Source organism: Antarctobacter sp. (assembly GCF_965277915.1).
Taxonomy (GTDB): Bacteria; Pseudomonadota; Alphaproteobacteria; order Rhodobacterales; family Rhodobacteraceae; genus Antarctobacter.
Window position 1 is genome coordinate 3,107,988 of sequence record NZ_OZ255849.1, and the last position, 24,743, is coordinate 3,132,730.

General features: G+C 63.6%; 25 protein-coding genes. 15 read left to right on the top strand and 10 right to left on the bottom strand.

Annotated elements, in window-relative coordinates; translation table 11 throughout:
* Positions 1-24: 24 nt before the first annotated feature.
* Complete coding sequence (locus ACQY5B_RS16050; RefSeq protein ID WP_420328631.1) at positions 25-795, bottom strand: EcsC family protein; 771 nt, start codon at positions 793-795, stop codon at positions 25-27.
* 44 nt (positions 796-839) lie between these two features.
* Positions 840-1,325 carry a GNAT family N-acetyltransferase gene (locus tag ACQY5B_RS16055; RefSeq protein ID WP_420324492.1) on the bottom strand — a complete coding sequence of 162 codons (486 nt, stop codon included), beginning with the start codon at positions 1,323-1,325 and terminating at the stop codon, positions 840-842.
* 83 nt (positions 1,326-1,408) lie between these two features.
* Here ACQY5B_RS16055 and ACQY5B_RS16060 point away from each other — a divergent pair, with 83 nt between their 5' ends.
* The 3 genes from ACQY5B_RS16060 (at position 1,409) to ACQY5B_RS16070 (ending at position 3,993) form a co-directional block, all read left to right on the top strand.
* On the top strand, positions 1,409-2,014 hold the full coding sequence (locus tag ACQY5B_RS16060; protein ID WP_420324491.1) for a flavin reductase family protein: 606 nt from the start codon (positions 1,409-1,411) through the stop codon (positions 2,012-2,014).
* Between the two features lie 210 nt (positions 2,015-2,224).
* The gene (locus ACQY5B_RS16065) at positions 2,225-3,022 is read left to right on the top strand and encodes a DUF4238 domain-containing protein (protein ID WP_420324490.1); all 798 of its coding nucleotides are present in this window, start codon (positions 2,225-2,227) and stop codon (positions 3,020-3,022) included.
* 296 nt (positions 3,023-3,318) lie between these two features.
* Positions 3,319-3,993, top strand: coding sequence for a CatB-related O-acetyltransferase (locus tag ACQY5B_RS16070; RefSeq protein ID WP_420324489.1), 675 nt, complete (start codon positions 3,319-3,321; stop codon positions 3,991-3,993).
* A 111-nt stretch (positions 3,994-4,104) separates the two neighbouring features.
* On the opposite strand, the gene ACQY5B_RS16075 is transcribed toward ACQY5B_RS16070, so the two are convergent.
* Entirely contained in the window at positions 4,105-5,739 is a 1,635-nt protein-coding gene (locus ACQY5B_RS16075; protein WP_420324488.1) for a SulP family inorganic anion transporter, read from the bottom strand.
* 275 nt (positions 5,740-6,014) lie between these two features.
* On the opposite strand from ACQY5B_RS16075, the gene ACQY5B_RS16080 reads away from it, so the two are divergent.
* The 4 genes from ACQY5B_RS16080 (at position 6,015) to ACQY5B_RS16095 (ending at position 8,830) form a co-directional block, all read left to right on the top strand.
* Positions 6,015-6,896: an S-methyl-5'-thioadenosine phosphorylase gene (locus ACQY5B_RS16080; protein WP_420324487.1), complete on the top strand. Its 882-nt coding sequence runs from the start codon at positions 6,015-6,017 to the stop codon at positions 6,894-6,896.
* Between the two features lie 9 nt (positions 6,897-6,905).
* Positions 6,906-7,583 carry a DUF2927 domain-containing protein gene (locus ACQY5B_RS16085; RefSeq protein WP_305970938.1) on the top strand — a complete coding sequence of 226 codons (678 nt, stop codon included), beginning with the start codon at positions 6,906-6,908 and terminating at the stop codon, positions 7,581-7,583.
* Positions 7,584-7,587: 4 nt separating this feature from the next.
* Positions 7,588-8,208, top strand: coding sequence for a LysE family translocator (locus tag ACQY5B_RS16090; RefSeq protein ID WP_305970939.1), 621 nt, complete (start codon positions 7,588-7,590; stop codon positions 8,206-8,208).
* An 82-nt stretch (positions 8,209-8,290) separates the two neighbouring features.
* The gene (locus ACQY5B_RS16095) at positions 8,291-8,830 is read left to right on the top strand and encodes an adenine phosphoribosyltransferase (RefSeq protein WP_305970940.1); all 540 of its coding nucleotides are present in this window, start codon (positions 8,291-8,293) and stop codon (positions 8,828-8,830) included.
* A gap of 158 nt (positions 8,831-8,988) precedes the next feature.
* Here the strand turns inward: ACQY5B_RS16095 and phaZ are convergent, their stop codons facing one another.
* Positions 8,989-10,269, bottom strand: coding sequence for a polyhydroxyalkanoate depolymerase (gene phaZ, locus ACQY5B_RS16100; RefSeq protein WP_305970941.1), 1,281 nt, complete (start codon positions 10,267-10,269; stop codon positions 8,989-8,991).
* Between the two features lie 131 nt (positions 10,270-10,400).
* Between phaZ and ACQY5B_RS16105 the strand changes: the two genes are divergently transcribed.
* The 3 genes from ACQY5B_RS16105 (at position 10,401) to ACQY5B_RS16115 (ending at position 13,509) form a co-directional block, all read left to right on the top strand.
* Positions 10,401-12,203 carry a PHA/PHB synthase family protein gene (locus tag ACQY5B_RS16105; RefSeq protein ID WP_305970942.1) on the top strand — a complete coding sequence of 601 codons (1,803 nt, stop codon included), beginning with the start codon at positions 10,401-10,403 and terminating at the stop codon, positions 12,201-12,203.
* 124 nt (positions 12,204-12,327) lie between these two features.
* Positions 12,328-12,777, top strand: coding sequence for a phasin family protein (locus ACQY5B_RS16110; protein WP_305970943.1), 450 nt, complete (start codon positions 12,328-12,330; stop codon positions 12,775-12,777).
* Positions 12,778-13,041: 264 nt separating this feature from the next.
* Positions 13,042-13,509, top strand: coding sequence for a phasin, PhaP (locus tag ACQY5B_RS16115; protein WP_305970944.1), 468 nt, complete (start codon positions 13,042-13,044; stop codon positions 13,507-13,509).
* A 165-nt stretch (positions 13,510-13,674) separates the two neighbouring features.
* Here ACQY5B_RS16115 and ACQY5B_RS16120 read toward each other — a convergent pair whose 3' ends face one another.
* From ACQY5B_RS16120 to topA, 4 genes are all read right to left on the bottom strand, one after another.
* A complete protein-coding gene (locus tag ACQY5B_RS16120) occupies positions 13,675-14,298 on the bottom strand; it encodes a 3-oxoacid CoA-transferase subunit B (protein WP_420324486.1) in 624 nt (207 codons plus the stop codon).
* Positions 14,298-15,002: a CoA transferase subunit A gene (locus tag ACQY5B_RS16125; RefSeq protein WP_305970946.1), complete on the bottom strand. Its 705-nt coding sequence runs from the start codon at positions 15,000-15,002 to the stop codon at positions 14,298-14,300. Before ACQY5B_RS16125 ends, ACQY5B_RS16120 begins: the two co-directional genes overlap by 1 nt.
* Before the next feature lie 90 nt (positions 15,003-15,092).
* Complete coding sequence (locus tag ACQY5B_RS16130) at positions 15,093-15,659, bottom strand: L,D-transpeptidase (RefSeq protein ID WP_420324485.1); 567 nt, start codon at positions 15,657-15,659, stop codon at positions 15,093-15,095.
* Positions 15,660-15,745: 86 nt separating this feature from the next.
* Entirely contained in the window at positions 15,746-18,454 is a 2,709-nt protein-coding gene (gene topA, locus ACQY5B_RS16135) for a type I DNA topoisomerase (RefSeq protein ID WP_420324484.1), read from the bottom strand.
* Between the two features lie 187 nt (positions 18,455-18,641).
* Between topA and ACQY5B_RS16140 the strand changes: the two genes are divergently transcribed.
* The gene (locus ACQY5B_RS16140; protein WP_420324483.1) at positions 18,642-19,076 is read left to right on the top strand and encodes a hypothetical protein; all 435 of its coding nucleotides are present in this window, start codon (positions 18,642-18,644) and stop codon (positions 19,074-19,076) included.
* Between the two features lie 8 nt (positions 19,077-19,084).
* On the opposite strand, the gene dprA is transcribed toward ACQY5B_RS16140, so the two are convergent.
* Both dprA and tldD read right to left on the bottom strand, forming a co-directional pair.
* Positions 19,085-20,299 (bottom strand): DNA-processing protein DprA, encoded by a 1,215-nt coding sequence (gene dprA, locus ACQY5B_RS16145; RefSeq protein WP_420324482.1) that lies wholly within the window; start codon positions 20,297-20,299, stop codon positions 19,085-19,087.
* 208 nt (positions 20,300-20,507) lie between these two features.
* Entirely contained in the window at positions 20,508-21,929 is a 1,422-nt protein-coding gene (gene tldD / locus ACQY5B_RS16150) for a metalloprotease TldD (RefSeq protein WP_420324481.1), read from the bottom strand.
* 195 nt (positions 21,930-22,124) lie between these two features.
* On the opposite strand from tldD, the gene coxB reads away from it, so the two are divergent.
* From coxB to ACQY5B_RS16170, 4 genes are all read left to right on the top strand, one after another.
* Positions 22,125-22,985, top strand: a complete 861-nt coding sequence (gene coxB / locus ACQY5B_RS16155; protein ID WP_371931792.1) for a cytochrome c oxidase subunit II — start codon at positions 22,125-22,127, stop codon at positions 22,983-22,985.
* An 84-nt stretch (positions 22,986-23,069) separates the two neighbouring features.
* Positions 23,070-24,005: a heme o synthase gene (gene cyoE, locus ACQY5B_RS16160; RefSeq protein WP_420328552.1), complete on the top strand. Its 936-nt coding sequence runs from the start codon at positions 23,070-23,072 to the stop codon at positions 24,003-24,005.
* The gene (locus ACQY5B_RS16165) at positions 24,002-24,172 is read left to right on the top strand and encodes a cytochrome c oxidase system small membrane protein (protein ID WP_305970953.1); all 171 of its coding nucleotides are present in this window, start codon (positions 24,002-24,004) and stop codon (positions 24,170-24,172) included. Before cyoE ends, ACQY5B_RS16165 begins: the two co-directional genes overlap by 4 nt.
* Entirely contained in the window at positions 24,162-24,743 is a 582-nt protein-coding gene (locus ACQY5B_RS16170) for a cytochrome c oxidase assembly protein (protein WP_420328551.1), read from the top strand. The genes ACQY5B_RS16165 and ACQY5B_RS16170 overlap by 11 nt, the downstream gene beginning before the upstream one ends.

Consider the following 24,743-nt stretch of genomic DNA (forward strand, 5'->3'; position numbering starts at 1 on the left):
ACGACTCACATACCGCGGTTAAGCCTAATTCCGCGTTAACCGCGGTTCCGCCATCTGCTTTTTCAGCTCGGCCACCAGTTCGTCGCGCGGCAGGCCGGTCCGTTCCACCAGCGCCAGCAGGCCGAAATGCACATGCGCCATCTGCTGGTAATAGCTGGTATAGGCGTAATTCGTCGCCGCCCCCGCCACGGCGCCCAGTACCGGCACCGTCTGCGCCGCCAGCTTCTGCCCCATCGCGACGGACAGTTTCGGCGCGATCCGCGCGATCAGGCTGTGCACCGCCGCGCCGGTCACCGTCACCCGTGCCGCCAGGAACCCCATCTCGGCACCGTCATCCTCTTCGAGCGGGCCCGCCACCGCAAAGACCGTCAGGCATTCCCGCGCCACCTCCGGATCATTCGGGTCGAACCCGTATTCCGCTGCAATCCCCTGGATCGCCCGAAACAGCACCGTCACCGTGACCGGCAGTTCGGCCAGCGCCGTCGGCAAACCGCCCGATCCGCCCGCCGCGCCCATCGCCGTGGCAAGCGCCGTGTTCAGCCAGCCCTTCTGGTCCGGCACCATGCCGCGCGACTGCTGCGCCGCCTGCATCGCCACGGTCAGCGCCCGCCGCGTCGCCTCTTCCAGCCGGTCCTTGGCATGGTCCGGCAGCCGTTCCAGCAGGTTGCCCGCCTGCCCGCCAATCAGCGACAGGACCTGCATCCCGATGGACCCGGCCTCATTGTAACGCTTGGCCAGGGCGGCGATTTCCGCCTCGTGGGACCGCACAGGAAGTTTCGTATCGCTCACGTCCAGACCCTCCTCGATCCCCAAAAAGATGGGATCAGACAGGCCCGCGATCAAGCCGCGCGCGTCACCGCCCCCGCGACACCCGCCCAGGCGCCGGGCACCAGCTCCAGCCCCAGGACCCGGTCCGGGTTGGTCGGCGGCGGCATCTCGACGCCCTCCAGACGCCGGAACCCGAAGCGTCCGTAATAGGGCGCATCCCCCACCAGCAGCACCCGCGCAAGGCCCAGTTCCCCTGCCCGCGCCACCGTGTCCCGGATCAGCGCCGCGCCCAGCCCCTCGCCCTGGGCGATGGGGTGCACCGCGACCGGTCCCAGGAGCAGCGCGTCGTGATCCCCGACGCGCACCGGCCAATAGCGGATCGCTCCGCCGAGGGTCCCGCTCTCGTCCCGCGCCACGCGGCACAGGGCCGCCACGGGTGCCACGTCCTCGCGCAGGCGGTAGGACGACAGCGCCGAGCGCCCCGGCGCAAAAGCGAGGTCGTAAAGGGCCTCGACCTCCCACCAGTCGTCCGCTGTTTCCTGTGCAAGCGTGAACACCAGTCCTGCCCCCTGCCCCCGTGCATTCCGGCGCAAGGCCGCGTATCACGCGATAAACCCACGCGCAAACAGGAGCGACGCCCTTGTTCTATCGTCCCGAGGATGGCCACGGCCTGCCGCACAACCCGTTCAACGCCATCGTGACACCACGCCCCATCGGCTGGATCTCGACCAGGGGGGCCGACGGGCACGACAATCTGGCCCCCTATTCCTTTTTCAACGCGGTTGCCTACGTCCCGCCGCAGGTCATGTTCTCCTCGACCTCGGCCAAGGAGGACCGCGGCGATACCAAGGACAGCGTCGCCCAGATCCGCGAAACCGGCGTCTTCTGCGTCAACATCGTGGAATACGAGATGCGCGACGCGATGAACGCGACCTCCGCCTTCTTCGGCAAGGATGTCGACGAATTCGCCGAGGCGGGCCTTGAGAAGGCCGAGTGCGAGACCATCGCCTGTCCACGCGTCGCGGCGGCCCCGGCGAACCTGGAATGCAAGCTGACCCAGATCGTGCAACTGCCCGGCAAGGCGAATTTCGCCGTCTTCGGAGAGGTGACCGGCGTGCACATCCGCGACACCTGCCTGAAGGACGGCATCTTCGACGTGCTGACCTTCAACCCGCTCAGCCGCATGGGCTATCGCGACTACACCGTCGTGCGGGAGAAATTCGAACTGAAGCGCCCGGGGGAATAACGACGGGCGGCCAACAGCTGTAGACGGGGAGCGCGCGTGCCAAAGTCGCGCTCGTTCCCCGACAGCGGTCATTCGCGTGGGGTGCGGCGAAAGCTGGCAAGAGCCCTTGTTGACAGCTTGCTGTACCGCAGTGAAGGTCAGTTTCGTGTGAAGTTTAGGTAGTCTGCATAAGGCATTTAAAGGATGGGTAGATCTAAGGCACATCATTTCGTGGCTCAATCCGTCCAGAACCGTTTCAAAGCCAAAAACGGAAAGCTCTGGCATTTCAGTTCGGAAGAGGGTCGCGGAGTTTTGCCGCGAAACACCAAGTCAGTTTTTAAGATCCGAAACGACAACACTTTCAAGGATGGAAATGCATCGCATGATGAACTGGAAAAGGCATTTGGGCGGTTAGACGACGATTGGAAAGCCAATACAGACAAGATGATAAGCATGGTCAGTAAGGGCATCTACCCGAGACTGGATCCCTCATCGAAAGATGCTTTTTTCGAAGTTTTACATAGACAATTTTGGCGTTCACCGGACTTCGTTCACGATCGCGACCATCGGTTTATCGAAGAAGCCGTTCATGAGGTTGAAAAACTATTGGGTCCGATGCCCGCTGAACTTGCGCAAGACGAAACCTTTTTCACTGAGATGAAGCACAACACCGTCGTTTCAGCGCGGAATAGCATGATAGAACCTGAGATCCTTGAGTTCTACCGCAACTTTAGTGTCGTTTTCCTGAGGGCAAGCCATAATGTTGAGGCTTTCATCATTGGAAGTGCGATCAAGTGTGCCGCCAACGGCTTAACCGTTGTCCCGCTGTCCAAAACAGTTGCGTTGGCGCTTCGGCCAGTTGCCCGGCACGGCCCTGGAATAATCAAAGTTACGAAGAAGAACGCCGGGATTGTGCGCGAGGCCAATATTTCGATGGCGAAGCTATCGCGATGGGGTATTGCGGGTTGCGAAAAACGACAAATCTCTGCTTTGGCTAAGTTCTGCCCGACGAAACAGAACTACGAATAGAGCAACATTGAATAGCAGGTGGACATTGGCGCATTCGCAGCGAAAGTCAGGATTGTCCGCACTGCCGACAATCATACAACCAACCGCGAAGGTCCGCGCCGACCAACCGGTTCGTGACGTGCACTCGTCGCAGCGACAGCAACTTCCGCCCCGCATGCCCTCCATGCGGATCCGCATGGCCCCGCCCTCTCGCATTCCGGCGCCGGACGTGCTATCCAGACCTCTCAACGATGGAGGCAGTGATGGACCAGACCCTTTGAACCCCTGACATTTTCCCAGAGTTCAAAGGAGGCATCATGCCTGATCCATCCATGCCGGGTCCTTCCCTGCCCGCAGCCGACGCGGCCTTTCCCATCATCCTGCCCGACGGCACCCCGCATCGCGGCACGGTTTTCCTGAAAAACGTGATCGACCACCCGCGGTTCGAGGTGGGCGACTACACCTATGCCTCGGACTTCGACCCGCCCGAGGACTGGGCGGCACGGCTCGCCCCCTACCTGTTCCCCTTCAGCCAGGAGTGGCTGCACATCGGCAAGTACTGCCAGATCGCCCACGGGGTCCGGTTCATCGGCAGTTCGGCCAATCACGCGACGGACGGGGTGACCACCTTTCCCTTCGCGGTCTTCGACCCGTCGACCATGCTGGGCTACCAGCCCGACAGCCGCGACACGGTGATCGGCCATGACGTCTGGCTGGGCTATGGCGCGCTGGTCCTGCCCGGTGCACGGATCGGCAACGGCGTCATCGTCGGCGCGGGCGCGGTGGTGCGCGACACGGTGCCCGACTACGCCGTTGTCACCGGCAACCCGGCGCAGGTGGTCAGGATGCGCTTCACCTCGCAAGAGGTCGAGGTGCTCAATTCGCTGGCTTGGTGGGACTGGCCGCCCGAGTTGGTTGCCCGGGCCCGTCCGGCGCTGGAGGCCAGGGACGTCGCTGCATTGCAGCAAATGGCACCGGCAGACGCCGGCTGAAACGGAAAAGGGCGCCCTTTCACGGGCGCCCTTAACGAAACCTTGCCGGTTTGTACAAAATGCTGAAAACGGCGTACGTTTTGTACAAAACGTACAGCGTGCCGCCCGGCCTCAGTGCCCGCCCAGGATACCCGTTCGGACGTTGTAATCGACCGCCAGTTCATAGTCCGGGTCGTCGTCGCTATCCACCATCAGGTGCCCGGCCTTGGTCAAGAGCTTGTGGCAATCCCGGCTCAGGTGGCGCAGCTTGATCCGCTTTCCGGCCTCCTCGTATTTGCCCGCGATCGCCTCGATCGCCTGCAGCGCCGACTGGTCGACAACCCGGCTTTCGTTGAAATCCACGATCACCACGTCCGGGTCGTTTTCCACGTCGAACAATTCCATGAACCCGTCGGACGAGCCGAAGAACAGCGGCCCCTGGATCTCGTAGACCTTGGCGCCGAGGTCGGTATGGGATTCGCGGGTCCTGGCGTGAATGCGCCGCGCGTTGTTCCAGGCATAGGCCAGGGCCGAGACGATGACACCGACGACAACCGCGACGGCAAGGTCCTCCATCACCGTGACGACCGTCACCAGCAGGATGACAAAGGCATCCATCAGCGGGACTTTCCTGAGGATTGTCAAAGAGTTCCAGGCAAACGTCCCGATCACCACCATGAACATCACCCCCACCAGCGCGGCCAGCGGGATCAATTCGATCAGCGGCGCGGCAAAGAGGATGAAGATCAGCAGGAACAGCGCCGCGGCGATGCCCGCGATCCGCGTCCGCGCGCCGGATTTCACGTTGATCATCGACTGGCCGATCATCGCGCAGCCGCCCATGCCGCCGAAGAACCCGGTCAGGATGTTCGACGCGCCCTGCGCGATGCACTCCTGGCTGGCGCCGCCGCGTTTGCCCGTGATCTCTCCGACCAGGTTCAGGGTCAGCAGCGATTCAATCAGTCCGATCGCCGCGAGGATGACCGCGTAAGGCAGAATGATTTCAAGCGTTTCGAGGTTCAGAGGCACCGCCGGAATGTGGAAGGGCGGCAGCCCGCCCTGGATCGAGGCGAGGTCCCCCACGCGCGGCACGTCCAGTCCGAACCCGATCACAAGTGCCGCCACCACGACAATCCCGACCAGCGGTGCAGGCACGACCTTGCTGATCTTGGGCATGACCCAGATGATCGCCATCGTCAGCACCGTCAGCCCCAGCATCAGGTACAGCGGCATCCCCGAAAGCCATTCGCCGCCGCCCATGCCGTGACCGGTATTTTCCATTGTTCCCGGCACCTTGAACTGGCCCAGCTGGGCCAGGAAGATGACGATCGCCAGTCCGTTCACGAACCCCAGCATGACCGGATGCGGCACCAGACGGATGAACTTGCCCCATTGCAGCGCCCCGGCGATCACCTGCAGGATCCCCATCAGGACAACGGTCGCGAACAGGTATTCGACCCCGTGCTGCGCCACCAGCGCCACCATGACCACCGCCAGCGCCCCGGTCGCGCCAGAGATCATGCCCGGTCGTCCGCCAATCAGCGCCGTCACCAGTCCCACCAGGAAAGCGGCGTAAAGCCCCACCAGCGGGTGCACACCGGCGACAAAGGCAAAGGCCACCGCCTCGGGCACCAGTGCCAGCGCCACGGTCAGACCCGCCAAGAGCTCGATCCGCCATCGGCCCGGCGTCAGTTTCTCGTCCGGCATCAGGGACAGGTCGGGCAATTCCACACGGTTGGCGAAACGCGCCAAGAGAGCTTTTTTCATCGGGGGTCCTTTCCTGGGCGCAGCATCGGGCAGCCTGTGGCCGCTAACGCCGCATCGCAGCATGTTCGCGATTCAGGGCCTAATAGCCGAACCGGACCAAAGATGCACGGAATACTTCCGTATCCTGCCGAACCGCGGCGCCCCGGTATCCCACAGAGGCAACACCGGCGGGATTGTATCACGAAACCCCGCTCGGGTGCTTGCCCTCGGACACGCATCCGGCACACTTCGGGCAAAGCGAAACACCGGGCGCCGGGCAAGGACGGGGAATTGACATGACGGAAACGATGATTGCCGTGATCGGCGGGTCGGGCATCTATGACATCGACGGGTTGGAAGACGCGGCATGGCAGGCGGTGGAAAGCCCCTGGGGTACCCCTTCGGACGAGATCCTGACCGGCACGCTGGGGGGCGTGAAGATGGCCTTTCTGCCGCGCCACGGCCGCGGCCACGTCCACGGGCCGACGACCGTCCCCTATCGCGCCAACATCGACGCGCTGAAACGGATCGGCGTCACCGACGTGATTTCCGTCTCCGCCTGCGGTTCCTTCCGCGAAGAGATGGCACCGGGCGATTTCGTTGTCGTCGACCAATTCATCGACCGCACCTTCGGGCGTGAAAAATCGTTCTTCGGCACCGGGTGCGTCGCCCATGTCTCGGTCGCCCATCCCACCTGCCCGCGCCTCGGTGAGGCCTGTTTCACCGCAGCCCGCGAGGCCGGGATCACCGTCCACAAGGGCGGCACCTACCTGGCGATGGAAGGGCCGCAATTCTCGACCCTTGCGGAATCGACGATGTACCGCGAAAGCTGGGGCTGCGACGTGATCGGCATGACCAACATGCCCGAGGCAAAACTCGCCCGCGAGGCCGAGCTTTGCTACGCCTCCATCGCGATGGTCACGGACTATGACAGCTGGCACCCCGACCACGGCGAAGTCGACATCATGGACATCATCAAGACCCTGACCGGCAATGCCGACAAGGGGCGCGAAATGGTCCGCCGCCTGCCCGCCCTGCTGGGCGCCGAACGCGCGCCCTGCCCGCATGGCTGCGACCGCGCCCTGGAATACGCCCTTCTCACCGCGCCCGAGAAACGCGATCCCGCGCTACTGGCCAAGCTCGACGCGGTCGCGGGCCGCATGCTTGGCGGCAACTGACGCCTGGCCATGCTGCGACCTGCCCTCTTCTGGCTGGCACTCGCCCTGCCCTGCGCGGCGACGGGTGCAGTCGACTATATCGAAACCGACGGCCCGCTCAGCGACGAGGATTTCTACCGCCTCGTCGCCTGCGCCGCCCCTCCGGGCGAAGCCTGTCGCAAGGACATGGTCCATTGGCCCACGGAGCGGCCCCTGCGGGTCCAGATCGCCCGGATCGACCGCGCCTTCCTCGGCGGACGCCAGAAACGTGCCCGCGCGGCTCTGACACGGGCCATCCAGTACATCAATCGTGCCGGCGCCGGTATCTCGCTCCGCGAAGTCGCCCCGGGGGCCGAGGCCGACATCCGCATCTACCTGGTCGACACCGATGGCTCCGCGCCGCTCAGCGGCACCGGGATCAAGGGGGTCGACGGCATGACGGTGACCGGCGCGCGGGTCATCGTCTGGTCACGCAGCGACACCCATGTGATCCAGCGCGCGCGGATCATCTTTGGCACGCGTCTGGACATCCGCCACTACGAATCCGCCATGATCGAGGAGTTGACCCAGGCCCTGGGCCTGTTGACGGACATCCGCAATCCCGCTTACCTCGGCAAGTCGATCTTCTCGCAGGACGACAATCAATCCAAGGACCTCGGTCCCCAGGATCTCAAGGCCCTGCGCCGACACTATCCGCCACGGGAGTAACCTCATGGACTTTCAGCTCTGGCTGGCCTTTGTCGCCGCCTCCACCGCTCTCCTGCTGATCCCGGGGCCCACCGTGCTGCTGGTCCTGTCCTATGCCCTCAGCAAGGGGCGCTCGGTGGCCATTGCCTCTGCGGCGGGCGTCGCCAGCGGCGATTTCATCGCCATGAGCCTGTCGCTGGCGGGTCTCGGCGCTCTGGTCGCCGCTTCGGCCACATTGTTCACCGTGCTGAAATGGGTCGGCGCCGCTTACCTCGTCTGGCTGGGGATAAAGCTGATCCGCTCGGCACCGCAAAAAGGGCTGGTCCTGCCCGACAGCGGCGTGACCGCGCGCGGCGTCTTTGCTCACAATCTGGCCGTAACCGCGTTGAACCCGAAAAGCATCGCCTTCTTCATCGCCTTCGTGCCGCAGTTCGTGACGCCCCAGGCGCCGCTGCTGCCGCAGTTTGCAATCCTGGTGGCAACCTTCGTCACCCTCGCGGCGCTCAACGCCCTTGCCTATGCGCTCGCCGCCGACCGGCTGCGCCGCATGATCCAGCGCCCGTCGATCCTGGCTTGGCTGACCCGGGCGGGCGGCGCCACGCTGATCGGAATGGGCGTGCTGACGGCAACACTGCGCCGCGCCTGAAAGGACGACTGCGGGCAGAAGACTTGCACAGCCCGCCGCTGCCGCGCTACCGCAGGCGGGCGTTTCAACCGGGGACCCTACCATGCCGCGCAAGACAGAGATCAAGGACTACATCCGGACCATCGTCGATTTCCCGCACGAGGGGATCATGTTCCGGGACGTCACCACCCTCTTCGCCGACCCGCGCGGCTTTCGCATGGCCATCGACCAGCTCCTGCATCCCTATGCCGGGGTCCGCTTCGACAAGGTGGTGGGCCTCGAGGCGCGCGGCTTCATCCTCGGCGGCGCCGTGGCGCACCAGCTCTCGGCCGGTTTCGTGCCGATCCGCAAGAAGGGCAAGCTGCCCGGCGCGGTCATCTCCGAGGAATATCAGCTGGAATACGGCGAGGCGGTGGTCGAGATCCACGACGACGCCATCGAGGCCGGGGAAAAGGTACTGCTGGTCGATGACCTGCTGGCCACGGGCGGCACCGCCGAGGCCGGCATCAAGCTGGTCGAACGGCTGGGCGGCGAGATCATCGGCTGTGCCTTCGTAATCGACCTGCCCGAACTGGGGGGCCGCCAGCGGCTCGAAGCGATGGACATGGACGTACATGCCCTCTGCGCCTTCGAGGGCCTCTGACGCCGGGCGCTCTTCAGGCTTCTTCGGGCCGCAAATACCTCCGGGGGAGCGCCGCAGGCGCGGGAGCAGCGCCCCTATCGGAGAACGGCGCGCTTGCCGCGCAAGGACGACGGGAAAAGCGCGCGCCCGCAGGCGCGCACAATCGGATCACGGAGCGATCAGCGGTGATCGGCCAGGTTCACGGGCACGGCCGCCGGGCTTTTCGGCATATCCGAATTCGCGTCGATGAACTCCAGCACCAGCGGACGGATGTTGTTGCGCCAGCTCTTGCCGGCGAAGATGCCGTAGTGGCCCGCCCCCGGCTCCAGGTGGCTCGCCTTCTTCTCGTCCGGCAGCCCGGTGCAGAGATCCAGCGCGGCGACGCATTGGCCGGGCGCCGAGATATCGTCCTTCGCCCCTTCGACGGTCTTGACCGCGACCTTGGTGATCTTCCCCATGTCCACCCGGTGCCCGTCCACGATGAACTCGTTCTTGGCGATCTCGCGGTTCTTGAAGACACGTTCAACCGTCGACAGGTAGAATTCCGCCGGCATGTCCATGACCGCCAGGTATTCGTCGTAGAAACGGTTGTGCGCGTCGTGGTCCGAGGCCTCGCCGCGCGCGACCCGGATGATCTGGTCGCGGAAGGCAGCAGAATGGCGGTCCGCGTTCATGGACATGAACGAGGCAAGCTGCAGCAGCCCGGGATAGACCATGCGGCCAACGCCCTTGTACTTGAACCCGACGCGCTGGATCATCGTCTCTTCAAGCTGGCCCATCGTCACGCGACGGCCAAAGTCGGTCACGTCGGTCGGGGTGGCGTCAGGGTCGATCGGCCCGCCGATCAGGGTCAGGGTGCGCGGCTGCGCATCCGGATCCAGCTCTGCCAGGTAGGCGGTTGCGGCCAGTGTCAGCGGCGCCGGCTGGCACACGGCGATCACATGGGTATCGGGGCCGAGGTGACGCATGAAGTCCATGAGGTACAGCGTATAGTCCTCGATATCGAACTTGCCTGCCGAGACGGGGATGTCGCGGGCATTGTGCCAGTCCGTGACATAGACCTCGCAATTCACGATAAGCGACTTGACGGTCGAGCGGAGTAGTGTGGCATAGTGGCCCGACATGGGCGCGACCAGCAGGATCTTCCGCGGCTGTTCCTCGCGCCCGGAGACGTTGAAATGGACCAGGTTGCCAAAGGGTTTTTCCACCACGGTGGCGACGTCGACGAGGTGATCCTTGCCGTCCTCGCAGGTGAACGTGTGGATCCCCCAGTCGGGCTTGACCACCATGCGCTCGAATGTGCGTTCCGTCACGGCACCCCATGCCGCCATCCACTCCAGCGCGGGGTTGGGAAAGGCCGAGAACATCGGGTAAGAGGCCATCGTCCGCGCCGTCGCGCCCATCCACGCGTTGGTGTTGCGGATGCTTTCCATCAAATCATACGTCGCCATGTAGCGCACGACAGCACTCCTTTTGTTTCGCGGGGTCAGCGGCTTGCCGCGCACCCAGGCCCGAGCCAATTCGTCGCTTTGCCCCCCGAAACCCACGACGGTATTTCTGCAGTTGCGAAGGATAGGGGGATTTGTTTCCAATGACAACAAACGAGGTTGCCGCAGGCGAAAGCCGCGCGCGGATGGAGGAGAACCTTGAGCGGGTCGAGGAACTGAGCAAGCGGCTCGTTTCGGCCCTGACCCGACGCCATCCGACGCCACAGGCGCTGAATGGCCCCGACCATGCGCTGTACACCAAGGCCGCGCAGGCCTACATGCAGGAATGGATGACCAACCCGGCAAAGCTGATCGAGCAGCAGGTCAGTTTCTGGGGCAAGACCGTCACCACTTTTGTCGAGGCGCAACAACAGCTGGCCCGTGGCAAGCTGACCGCCCCCGAGAACCCGGGGCCCAGCGACAAGCGGTTCAAGAATCCGCTTTGGGACAGTCACCCGTACTTCAACTACGTCAAGCAACAGTACCTCATCAACGCCAACGCCATCCGCGACGCGATCGACGCGATCGAGGACATGGACGAAAAGGAAAAGCGGCGTCTGCGCTATTTCAGCCAGCAGATCGTCGACATGTTCGCGCCGACCAACTTCCTGGCCACGAACCCCGACGCACTGATGAAGGCGGTCGAGACCGAGGGCGAAAGCCTGGTGCGCGGGCTGGAAAACCTTGTCAGCGACCTCGAGGCCAACAATGGTGAACTGGTGGTGCGGCTGGCCGATGACAGCGCCTTCGAGATCGGCGAGAACATCGCCACCGCCCAGGGCGAGGTAATCTATCGCAACCGGATGATGGAGATCATCCAGTACAGTCCGACGACGGAACAGGTCTACGAGACCCCCGTCGTGCTGTTCCCGCCCTGGATCAACAAGTTCTACATCCTTGACCTGAAACCGCAGAACAGCCTGATCCGCTGGGTCATCGACCAGGGCTATACCCTTTTCGTCGTCAGCTGGATCAACCCGGACGGCAAGTACCGCGACGTCGGGCTCGAGGAATATGTCGACGAGGGCTTCCTCAAGGCGATCGAGGTCGCCAAGGAGATCTGCGGCACCGACAAGGTCAACGCGGTCGGCTATTGCATCGCCGGCACGACGCTCAGCCTGACCCTGTCGTTGATGAAGAAACGTGGCGACAAGTCGGTGAAATCGGCCACATTCTTTACCGCGCTGACCGACTTCAGCGACCAGGGAGAGTTCACGCCCTTCCTGCAGGACGATTTTGCCGACGGGATCGAACAGGAGATCGACCAGGAAGGCATCCTGCCCTCTTTCATCATGGCGCGCACCTTTTCCTTTCTCCGGTCGAACGACCTGATCTACGGCCCGGCGATCCGGTCCTACATGATGGGGGAAACTCCGCCCGCCTTCGATCTTCTGTACTGGAACGGCGACGGGGCGAACTTGCCGGGGCGGATGTTCAGCCAGTACCTGCGCGGGCTTTGCCAGCGCAATGAATTCGCCGAAGGCACGTTCGAACTTTTCGGGGAAAAGCTGAGCGTCAAGGACGTGGATGTGCCCCTGATGTCCATCGCGGCCGAGACCGATCACATTGCCGCGGCGCGCGACGTCTATCGCGGTGTGCAGATGATGGGATCACGGTCCAAGCATTTCGTGATGGGCCAGTCCGGCCATATCGCCGGGATCGTCAATCCCCCTTCCAAGGGCAAGTACGGACATTTCGTCAACGACGACCTGTCGCAAGACTTCGATGCCTGGAAAGAGACCGCCGAGTTCCGCGAAGGGTCGTGGTGGCCGCATTGGGAGGGCTGGTTGCGCAAACGGTCCGGCAAGAAGGTCCCCGCGCGCGAGCCTGGCGATTCGGCCTATGAGCCGCTTGCGCCCGCTCCCGGGACCTATGTGAAGTTGAAGGCCGCCCAACAAAACCAGTGACTTGTCAGCGGCATGCTGCGGTGCAGAATTTTTTCTTGTAATGCCGCGTCGCAGCATGCATATTCTCGTCAGTTGCTGAGCGATGGGGCGGGCCCAAGGCAGCACGAGACAAGGATTGACTGAGATGGCACAGACCCAAGACATCACCGCGATGATGAAAGAGATGATGGGCGCATTCCCCGTGGACACCAAGGCCATGGAAGACGCGTTCAAGACCACCGCGACCATGAACGAAAAACTGTCGGCGGTTGCTCTGGAAGCCGCAGAGAAGTCGACGGAACTGTCGGCAACCTGGACCAAGGACACCCTGTCCAAACTGGCCGACATGTCGAAAGCCAAGGCAGAGCCGGCCGACTACGCCAAGGCGATGACCGATTTCGCATCGGGTCAGGCCGAAGTGGCAGCCGAAAACATGGCAGCCCTCGCCGAGATCGCCAAGAAGGTTCAGATGGACACCGTCGAACTGCTGATGGCAGCCGGCAAGGATTTCTCCGAGGACGCAACCGCGGCCATGAAGAAAGCCACCGACGAGATGACCGCGACCGCCAAGAAGGCAACCGCCGCGGCAAAGTAATCGGTTACGACCGAACGATTTTGCGCCCTCTCCTCCCAAATTTGGCGCAATTTCCTGGGGCAGGATCTTCGGATCCTGCCCCTTTTTCTTTGCCTGACAGAAACTTGCCGATCGTCGTCTCCCCCCTGCGACAGGGGGTGCGACATAATCTTCGCTGCATCGCAGCAGAAAAATCTTGAAATGCTGCGCCGCAGCATCCATCTTCGGGTCAGTGGAACGCAGCACGCCGGAGACGGCGCAACATTGGAAGAAGGATCAAGACAGATGGCAAAGACCGACGATATCACCGCCATGATGAAAGAAATGATGGGCGCATTCCCCGTCGACACCAAAGCTATGGACGACGCTTTCAAGACCACCGCGACCCTGAGCGAAAAGCTGTCCGGCGTCGCACTGGAAGCGGCCAAGAAATCGACCGAGCTGTCGGCCTCCTGGACCAAGGACACCCTGTCCAAGATGACCGAGATGTCGAAGGCCAAGACAGAGCCCGCCGACTACGCCAAGGCGATGACCGAATTTGCATCGGCACAGGCAGAAATCGCGGCTGAGAACACCGCCGCCTTTGCCGAGATCGCCAAGAAGGTTCAGATGGACACCGTCGAACTGCTGATGGCAGCCGGCAAGGACTACTCCGAAGACGCGACCGCGGCGGTCAAGAAGGCCACCGACGAGATGACCGCGACGGCCAACAAGGCGACGACCACCGCCAAGAAAGCCGCACCGGCCAAGTAATCCGGACACCACCGGACAATAATTGCGCCTCTCCTCCCGAACTTGGCGCAAGCGACTGGGGCAGGATCTTCGGATCCTGCCCTTTTTCTTTTTCTCTTTGCACCAAAGAAAAAGGGCGAGCCCCTATCGAGCGCGCCCTTCGTTTCGAAAGTAAGGTCCAAGGGATCAGACGATGGTCGCCTCGGTGGCGGCACGGATCTCGTCCTCGGTCACGCCGTCGGCGGTCTCTACGATCTTCAGACCGCCCTCGACCACGTCCAGCACACCGAGGTTTGTGATGATCCGGTCGACCACACCCTTGCCGGTCAGCGGCAGCGTGCATGCCTTCAGCAGCTTGGAGTCACCGTGCTTGTTGGTGTGGTCCATGACCACCACGACCTTCTCGACACCGGCCACGAGGTCCATCGCCCCGCCCATGCCCTTGACCAGCTTGCCCGGGATCATCCAGTTCGCCAGGTCGCCGTTCTCGGCCACTTCCATCGCGCCCAGGATCGCCGCCGCGATCTTGCCGCCGCGGATCATGCCAAAGCTCGTCGCGCTGTCGAAATAGGAGGTCCGCGCCAGTTCCGTGATCGTCTGCTTGCCGGCGTTGATCAGGTCCGGGTCCTCTTCGCCCTCATAGGGGAAGGGGCCCATGCCCAGCATGCCGTTTTCCGACTGGAGCGTGATGTCCTTGTCGCCGACGTAGTTGGCGACAAGCGTCGGAATGCCGATCCCGAGGTTCACATACATGCCGTCTTCGAGTTCTTCCGCGGCCCGCGCCGCCATCTGATTGCGATCCCAGGGCATTATGCTTCCTCCCGCTTGCGGACGGTCCGCTGTTCGATCCGTTTCTCGTGTTCACCCTGAATGATCCGGTGCACGTAGATGCCGGGCAGGTGAATGTGATCGGGGTCGAGCGAGCCGCGCGGCACGATTTCCTCGACCTCGGCCACGCAGATCTTGCCGCACATCGCCGCCGGCGGGTTGAAGTTCCGCGCCGTCTTGCGGAACACGAGGTTTCCGGTGTCGTCGGCCTTCCACGCTTTCACGATCGAAAGGTCGGCAAAGATACCTTCCTCGAGGATGTAGTGTTCCCCGTTGAAGACCTTGACCTCCTTGCCTTCACCGATCTGCGTGCCGTAGCCGGTCTTGGTGTAAAAACCCGGGATACCCGCGCCGCCGGCGCGCATGCGCTCGGCCAGAGTGCCTTGGGGGTTGAATTCCAGTTCCAGTTCGCCCGACAGGTACTGGCGCATGAATTCGGCGTTTTCCCCCACATATGAGGACATCATCTTCTTGATCTGGCGGGTGTCGAGCAGCTTGCCCAGACCGAACCCGTCGACGCCGGCGTTGTTGGATGCCACGGTCAGATCCTTCACACCGCTTTCGACAATGGCATCGATCAGCAGCTCCGGAATGCCGCAGAGGCCAAAGCCCCCCGCGGCAATCAACATCCCGTCGTGCAGAACGCCGTCAAGCGCCTCTGCCGCCGAGCCATAGACCTTCTTCATGGCAGTTGCCTCCCTTGGTTTCGGATTTCAGGAGGTTTTCGCCGCCCTGCAGCAAGATGTCAACGGAAGCCCGGGATGAGAGCGCTCACATCAGATCAGCCGCACTTGTGTGCCGATCGGAGTGATCTCGAAGAGCTCGGCGATCTTCTCGTTATACAGGCCGATGCAACCGTCCGATGAGGGACGCCCGATCTTGCGCGTGTCATGGGTGCCGTGGATCAGGTAGGCGGGCCAGTCGAAATAGAGCGCATGCGTGCCTAGGGGGTTGTCGGGCGCGCCACCTTCAACCGGACGCCAATCCGGAAAGCGTTCCATCTGCGACGGTGTGGGAGTCCAGGAAGGCGCCACCTTCTTGCGCACGATCTTGGTATATCCGCGTTTCGTCAACTCGTCGGTCTTGGGCACCGAAGTCGGGTAGACGCGATAATCGCTTCCATCTTCGTTCCAGTAGTGGAGCGCGCGGCTGGCGGTGTCGCAGACGATACAGCCCACGCCGAGCTCGTCAAAATGGTCGCGCCAATCCTGGCTCGAAAAGCTCGAGATGTTGCGGCGCACGACCTCGGCCTCTTCGCGCACCTCGGCCCGGGCCCGTGCTGGCACTACCAGTGCTGCGCCGCCCGCAATCAGCAGGCCGCGGCGGGACATTCCATTGCTCATGATGCTCTCCTTGCCTGTTTTTCCAGGCAAGCCTTACTCTGCGCCGCGACGCAGCACCAATCACATCCAGTTGACGAAATCCGTCTTCAGCCCTGGTCGCCGGCCGCTTTCTTGACAGCAGTTTTCCTGGCCGTGCTCTTTTTCGCGGTGCTCTTCTTGGCGGCAGGTTTCTTGGCGGCGGCCTTCTTGGGCGCGGCTTTCTTCTTGCCGCTCTTGGCTGCCTTTTCGTTCACCAATTCGACAGCCGCCTCCAGCGTGATCTCCTTGGGATCGGTGTCCTTGGGCAGGGTCGCATTGACCTTCTCCCACTTGACGTAAGGCCCGTAGCGCCCTTCGTAGACGCTCAGCGCGCCGCCGTCCGGGTGATCCCCCAGTTCCCGCAACGGCTTGGCCGCCGCGCCGCGGCCGCGTCCAGGGTTTGCACGCTTCTCGGCCAGCATCTCCACCGCCCGGTTCATGCCGATCTCGAAAACCTCCTGGAATTCCTTGAGGTTGACGTAGACCGGTTTTTCCTCGTCGGGCTTCTGGTGCATGATGAAGGGACCAAAGCGACCGAGGTTCGATTTGACCACGCCGCCCTCGGGATGCATCCCGATTTCACGCGGCAGTGTCAGCAGGGTCAGCGCCTTTTCCAGAGTCATGCCGTCCGGCTCCCAGCCCGGCAGGAACTGGCCGCGCGCCTTGGGCAGCGAGGCCCGCGGCGGCTTCTTGTTCTCCGGCGTCGGTTCGCCGCGCTGGACATAGGGCCCGAAACGCCCGGCCTTCAGCCAGATCTCGTCCCCGGCATCCTCGCCCAGCAGGCGTTCCTCACCCTCGGCGCCCTCGCCCGCGATGGGGCGGGTGTAGGTGCACTCCGGGTAGTTGCCGCAGCCGACGAATCCGCCGGTACGCGAGGTTTTCAGGTGCAGTTGCCCCTGGCCGCATTTCGGACAGATACGCGGATCGCTGCCATCTTCGCGCGGCGGGTAAAGCTGCGGCGCCAGCGCCTCGTCCAGCACGTCCAGCACCTCGGAAATGCGCAACTCGGACGTTTCCGCAATCGCAGCACTGAAGTCGCGCCAGAACTTGGCCAGCAGGTCCTTGTAGTCCTCGTTGCCCGCAGACACGCTGTCCAGTTCATCCTCCAGCGCGGCGGTGAAATCATACTCGACGTAGCGCTTGAAGAAGTTGAGCAGGAAGATCGTGACGATCCGGCCCTTGTCCTCGGGGATCAGGCGGTTCTGCTCCTTGCGGACGTATTCCCGCTCCTGGATCGTGGTCACGATCGAGGCATAGGTCGAAGGCCGTCCGATGCCCAGCTCTTCCATCTTCTTGACCAGCGTCGCCTCGGTGTAGCGCGGCGGCGGGTTGGTAAAGCTCTGCGTGGCCAGCGTGGCGCCGTCATCGGACATGACGGCATTGCGCGCCTCGCCCACCGCCTTTTCGACCGCCTTCGCGTGTTCGCTCTTGAGGGCGCCCGCGTCGAACTTGGCGGCCTCGCCCTGCATGATTTGCGGCAGGCGCTTGTCGTCATCTTCGACGGGCTCGTCGCGCCCCTCTTCGTAGATCTTGAGGAACCCGTCGAACAGGACCACCTGGCCAGTCGCGCGCAGACCCACCTGGCCATCGTCGCTGCCGATCTCGACCGTGGTCCGTTCAAGACGCGCCGCCGCCATCTGGCAGGCCAGCGTCCGCTTCCAGATCAGGTCGTACAGCTTGCGTTGATCGGGCTCGGACAGGCGCAGGCTCCCGGCATCCTTGGTCATGTCCGTTGGGCGGATGCATTCGTGGGCTTCCTGCGCGTTCTTGGCCTTGTTCTTGTACATGCGCGGGCTGTCGGGGACATACTCCACACCGTAACGATCCTTGATCGCGTCGCGCGCGGCCATGACCGCCTCGGGCGCCATGTCGATGCCGTCGGTCCGCATGTAGGTGATGTGCCCGGCCTCGTACAGGCGCTGCGCCGCGTTCATGGTCTGGCGTGCCCCCATGCCGAACTTGCGGCTGGCCTCCTGCTGCAGGGTAGAGGTCATGAAGGGCGCGGAAGGATTGCGCGAGGTCGGCTTGGCCTCGACCGACAAGACCTTCAGTGCGCGTTTTTCAACAGCGCTGACAGCCATCTCGGCGTCGGTCAGGTTGGCGAGGTCGTAACGGTCGAGTTTCTTGCCAGCGAGGCTGGTCAGGCGGGCCTCGAAGCTCTGGCCGCGCGGCGTGGTCAGCTGGGCCTTCACCTGCCAGTATTCGCGCGGCTTGAAGGCCTCGATCTCCATCTCGCGCTCGACAATCAGGCGCAGGCAGACCGACTGGACCCGTCCCGCCGAACGTGCGCCCGGCAGCTTGCGCCAGAGCACCGGCGACAGGTTGAAACCCACGAGGTAATCCAGCGCCCGGCGCGCCAGATACGCCTCGACCAGCGGGGCGTCGATGTCGCGCGGGTTCTTCATCGCCTCGCTGACCGCCTGCTTGGTGATGGCGTTGAAGGTGACCCGCTCGACCTTGGTGGATTTCTTGATCGACCGGCGCTTGGTCAGCGCCTCCTTGAGGTGCCAGGAAATCGCCTCCCCCTCGCGGTCGGGGTCGGTGGCGAGGATCAGTTCGTCGTCGGATTTCAGCGCCTCAGCGATTGCCGCAACGTGCTTTCGCGAATCGTTGGCAATCTCCCACTTCATCTCGAAATCATGATCCGTATCGACCGAACCATCCTTGGGCGGCAGGTCACGGACGTGGCCATAGGATGCCAGAACGGTGTAGTCGGATCCCAGATACTTGTTGATTGTCTTGGCCTTGGCAGGGGATTCGACGACGACGACGGGCATGGGGTTCTGCTACCTCGTTAAATTTCTTTCGGGCCTTACGAAGGCCTTGTCTTGAGCCGCGTATGGCGGCGCAAGATGTGGTGCGCAAGAAGCATTTGTCAATCCGGGGCGCCGTGACGCTGGCGATGCCGCTTTCCGCGCCGCTCTGTTTTCGGCTACGTTCACCACATTTACCGGAGCGAGTGACATGACCCGATTTGCCTCTTTCCTGGCCGCCATCGCGCTGGCCGTCACGCCTCTGTCGGCCAACGCATGGGAAGAGCCCGCGCGCGGCACGGCCCTGCGCGCCGACCTTATGGATGCGATCAGGCCGCACGCGGAATGGATCCTCGGGGCACCGGTCATCTTCGTCGTCTCGGACCTGCGGGTCAGCGGCGACGTGGGTTTTGCCAGCCTTCATCCGGTCCGTCCCGGCGGACGTGAGATCACGCGGCAAGAGATCCCCATGCGGCCCGGCTGGGACAATCCCTTTGACTGGGGCGGGCCGGACATCCAGGTGCTGTACCAGCGCTCCGGGTCGACCTGGGTCGCCGTCCAGCACGCCATAGGTGCCACGGATGTGTGGTGGTCGGACCCCACCTTCTGCCCCGCCTGGGGGCCGGTGATTCCGGAGGTCTGCTGACCCCGGGGTCAGTTCCGCACCACCAATGACAACAACCCGCCGGGCTGGCGGCGGATACGTCCGTCCAGTTCGAGATCGGTCAGCACCGGCGAGACCTTGCCCGCGGGCGCGCCCAGATCGCGGATCAACTGGTCCTCGGCCAAGGGAGAGGGACCAAGCCGGTCGAGAATCTGCTGGTGCAGTGCCGCGGCCTTGCGGAGGGCCGCGTTTCCGTCCTGATCTTTCCGAGCCGGTTCACGACGCTGGGGCGGCCGTTCCCCTTGGTTCGCGCTTGATGTCGGTTCCGGCAAGTCCAGCGCGGGCTGATCCGTGGCACGAGGCGTTTCCAATGGCGGCAGTGCCTCGAGAATGTCCTCGACGTTGCGGATCAGGTGTGCGCCGTCGCGGATCAGGATATTGCACCCGCTGGCGCGGGCATCCATCGGGTGCCCGGGAACCGCCAGCACCTCGCGCCCTTGATCAAGTGCTGTGCGCGCGGTGATCAGTGACCCCGACTTTGCCGCAGCCTCGACTACGACGACACCGCGTGACAAGCCGGAGACGATCCGGTTTCGCGTCGGGAAATGCCGGGCCACCGGTTGCAGGCCCATCGGTTGTTCACTGAGCCGACAGCCGCCGTGCTGACAAATGTCGTCGGCCAGGCGCGTATTCTCCGACGGATAAAGCACATCGACACCACCGGCCATGACGGCCACTGTGCCACTTGGCAGGGCACCGAGATGAGCCACGGTGTCGATCCCGCGGGCTAGACCGGACACCACCACGAACCCGGCCTCTCCAAGACCTTCGGCCAGGCGCCGGGCCATGCGAGTGCCCAACGACGACGCGCTGCGCGCGCCGACCAGCGCGATCATCGGGCGCCGCAGCGCGGACTTGTCGCCGATCCCCCAAAGCAGCGGTGGCGCGTCCGGCAGTTCGGCAAGGTCCAAAGGATACCCCGGCTCTCCACGACAAAGCAGCCAGGCCCCGGCGCGGTGCCCGGCGGCGAGTTCCGCCTCGGCCACACCGCGCGGGCAGGCTTGGTATTTCTCGACACCGGCGGCGCGGGCGACATCCGGCAAGGCGTCTAGCGCCGCGGCGGCGCTGCCGTGTTCGTTCATCAATCTCCAGAAGGTCGTCGGCCCCACGCGACGCGAGCGCAAGAGACGGAGCCAATCCACACGATGATCTTCCGTGGTGGGTGGGAGTGGGGGGTGAGTGGAAGAGTAGCTTTCGTCGCGCATCCTGGCCCCGTCTTCTTGCAGGACCAGTGATAGCGCCAGAGTGGTTAACCATAGGTGAATCGCGCAGGGTCACCTGCATGATTTCGTGTAATCCACTGTTTCGGAACGACTCTTGATGTGATCGGTGGCCTGCCCGGCGCCGATTGGGCAAGCCGCTCCGGCCCCGCCGGAGCACCTGCGTCAGCTACAGGGAGGGTGCCGCCAGGCTTCAGGCCTGCGCCCCGCCAACCGTCAACCCCCCGATCATCACCGTCGGCTGGCCCACGCCCACCGGCACCCACTGGCCCTGCTTGCCGCAGTTGCCCATGCCCGGGTCCAGCTCCATGTCATTCCCCAGCGCAAGGATACGGTTCAGCGCGTTTGCCCCGTCACCGATCAGCGTCGCGCCTTTGACCGGGGCACCCACCTTGCCATTCTTGACGCGGTACGCCTCGGTGCAGGAAAAGACGAACTTGCCATTGGTAATGTCCACCTGTCCGCCGCCGAAGCCTACGGCCCAGATGCCGTCCTTGAGATCGGCCACGATGTCCGCGGGATCCGAATCGCCGCCCAGCATGTAGGTGTTGGTCATCCGAGGCATGGGGATATGGGCATAGCTCTGACGCCGCCCGTTGCCCGTCGGCTCGACACCCATCAGACGGGCGTTCTGCCGATCCTGCATGAAACCGACCAGCTTGCCGTCTTCGATCAGAACATTCCTGCCCGAGGGCGTGCCCTCATCATCCACGGTGATCGATCCGCGACGGTCCGGGATCGTGCCATCGTCCAGCACCGTCACGCCCTTCGCGGCGACCTGCTGGCCCATCAGACCGGCAAAGGCGGACGAGCCCTTCCGGTTGAAATCCCCCTCCAGCCCGTGGCCCACGGCCTCGTGCAGCAGGATGCCCGGCCAGCCGGGGCCAAGCACGATGTCCATGACACCCGCCGGGGCCGCCTCCGCCTCGAGGTTGACCAGCGCGATGCGCAAAGCCTCGCGCGCCTTGGCCTGCCAGTCCTGCGGTGCCAGCAGCCCGTCCAGTGCGACGCGCCCACCGCCCCCAGCGGTGCCGGATTCGCGACGGCCGTTCTCCTCGACGATGACCGAGACATTGACCCGGGTCATCGGCCGAATGTCCGAGACCAGTGTTCCGTCGGCACGCAGGATCGTCACCTCCTGCAATGAGGCCGCAATGGTCGCGGTCACCTGCACGACGCGACGGTCGAGATCGCGGGTGAAGGCATCTATTTCGCGCAGGGTTTCAAGCTTCACCGGGAAACTGGCCCCCTCGATAGGGTCGGCATCGGAATACAGGTGCCGGTTGGTGCCCGCAGGCGGTGGCGCCATGATCCCGCCGCCATCACCGATGGCAAGCCGCGCCGTGTCCACAGCACGTTTCAGCGCCGCTTCGCTGATCTCGGAAGAATGGGCATAGCCCGCCACCTCGCCGCGCACCGCACGCAGGCCGAAGCCTTCGGAAGAATCGTAGCTGGCGGTCTTGACCCGCCCATCATCCAGAACAAGTGCCTCGGAGCGGGCGCGCTCTATGAACAGTTCACCATCTTCGGCCCCGGCAAGCGCTCCGCGGACAAGAGCAGAGGTGGCATCGAGGTCGAGATGGGTCTCGAACGGACGGAAGGGAGCGGCTGGCATGGGCACCTCCGGATTGATCTGGATCAAGAAAAAGCGGCGGTTTGCCGCAAGGACCGAGCTTTCCCGGCATTCCAGAATATGATTTTAAACAGACAGAACGCAATGGGAGGTGCGTGAACTGCCGTGTCCGACGCGGCGTTCCTCCTGTCCGACCACACTCGCAACCGATCAGGGTGAGACATGCAAAGCAAACCGATGCTTTTGGGCCTTCTGAGCGCCTTCATCGCCGCGCCGGCACTGGCGCAGGACCTTCCCGTCGTGGGCAAACCCCACGACGGTGGCATGGGCTTCCAGCCCGCCGCCACCGAACTGGCGGCCGATCTGCAGTGGCTGGACGGCATGATCCTGGTGATCATCACCGCCATCTGCCTGCTGGTCGTCGCCCTGATGGCCTTCATCTACGTGCGGTTCAACCGCAAGGCCAACCCGAACCCCAGCTCCTTCACCCACAACTCGCCGCTCGAGGTGGCCTGGACAATCGGCCCGATCGTCATCCTCGTCTTCATCGGCGCCTTCTCGCTGCCGGTGCTGTTCAAGCAGCAGGAGATCCCCGAAGGCGACATCACCATCAAGGTGACCGGCTACCAGTGGTACTGGGGCTATGAATATGTCGGCACCGACCTGGTCTACGATGCCTACATGATCGGCTCCCCCGCCACCGGCGGCGACAACCGCATGACCCCGGAAGTCGAGGAGCAACTGGTCGACGCGGGCTACGAAAAGAGCGACTTCCTGCTGGCCACCGACACCGCGATCGTCCTGCCCGTCGGCAAGACCGTCGTGATGCAGGTGACCGGCGCGGACGTGATCCACTCCTGGACCATCCCCGCCTTCGGCGTGAAACAGGACGCCGTCCCGGGCCGTCTGGCCGAACTGTGGTTCACCCCCGAGAAAGAGGGCGTCTACTACGGCCAGTGTTCCGAACTCTGCGGCATCGCACACGCCTACATGCCGATCACCGTCAAGGTCGTCAGCGAAGAGGCCTACGAGGCTTGGCTGCAGCGGTCCATCGACGAGGGCGGCTATACCGACGTCCGCGAAGTCCTGACCAACTGAGTCCGGATGGGTTCACGAACCCATCCAATGCCAAACCTGCAAGGTGCGCCCGTCCGGCGCATCTTTTGACCACAGGGACCCGAGATGAGCGACGCCAGCCTGCACGCCAGCCCCTACGAGAACGAGGCCCAGTTCGGCGATTACTTCGCCCTGCTGAAGCCGCGGGTGATGACGCTTGTCGTCTTTACCGCCTTTGTCGGCCTGCTGGCCGCGCCGGTCGGCGTACATCCCTTCATCGGGTTCTGCGCGGTGCTCTTCATCGCCGTGGGCGGCGGCGCCTCGGGCGCCCTGAACATGTGGTACGATTCGGATATCGACGCGGTGATGAAACGCACCGCCAAGCGCCCGATCCCCGCCGGCAAGGTGTCGCGGGACGAGGCGCTGGCCATCGGCCTGACCCTCTCGGTCTTTGCCGTGGTCTTCCTCGGCCTCGCCACCAACTGGGTGGCGGCGGGCCTGCTGGCCTTCACCATCTTCTTCTACGTCGTGATCTACACGATGTGGCTCAAGCGGCTGACGCCGCAGAACATCGTGATCGGCGGCGCCGCCGGGGCCTTTCCCCCGATGATCGGCTGGGCCGCCGCGACCGGCGACATCTCGACCGCCTCTGTCCTGATGTTCTGCCTGACCTTCCTCTGGACACCGCCGCACTTCTGGGCACTCGCCCTCTTTGTCCGCATGGACTACGACAACGCGACCGTGCCGATGCTGACCGTGACCCACGGCCGCCGCGCGACCCGCCGTCATATCCTCGTCTACACCGTGCTGCTGGCCATCTTTGCCATCGGGCTGGGCTTTACCCAGGTTGGCGGCCCGGTCTACCTGGGCACCTCGCTGCTGCTGAACGCCCTGTTCCTGAAAGGTGCCGTGCAGATCGCGCGCCGTGACGAGGCGCAGGCCGAAGCGGACAGCTACAAGGTGGAAAAGAAATTCTTCAAGCTCTCGCTGCTCTACCTCTTCGCCCATTTCGGCGCGATCCTGGTGGACGCGGGCCTGGATCGCATGGGGGTCTGGGGATGAGCCTGGTCAAGGAACACGAGCTGCACAAGCGCCGCCGCGGTCGAAACATCGGCGTCGGTCTGGTGCTGGCAGCATTCATAGCGATAATATTCGGGCTGACCGTCGTGAAAGTCACCCGGGGGGACTTCCAGATGCAACAGCAACAGGGAGTGACTGATGGCAATTGATGGCAAGCTTAAGACGGTCTACCAAACCGTCGGCGTCGTCGTCCTGATGGGGGGCCTCGCCTGGGCCTCCGTGCCGTTTTACGACTGGTTCTGCCGTGTGACCGGCTTTGGCGGCACGCCCAACGTGGCCGTGGCCGCCGGCGACGTGCTGGACCAAACCATCAAGGTCCGCTTCGATGCCTCGAGGGAACGCGGGATGCCGTGGGAGTTCAAACCCATGCAGACCGAGATGGAGATCCGCATCGGTGAGGAAGGCCTGGCCTTTTACGAGGCCTACAACCCCACCGACCGGCCCATCGCCGGGCAGGCGTCCTACAACGTCGCCCCCTACGAGGCCGGCGCCTTCTTTTCCAAGATCGAATGCTTCTGCTTTACCGAACAGGTGCTGATGCCCGGTGAACGCGTGCAGATGCCGGTGAGCTTCTTCGTCGATCCCGAGATCGTCACCGACCGGGACGCCAAGCACACCAACCACATCACGCTGTCCTATACCTTCTACGAGATCGACCTGCCCGAAGAGACGCAGGCCGCGCTCGACGCCCAAAAAGACGCGAAAGCGTCCGTGAACTAA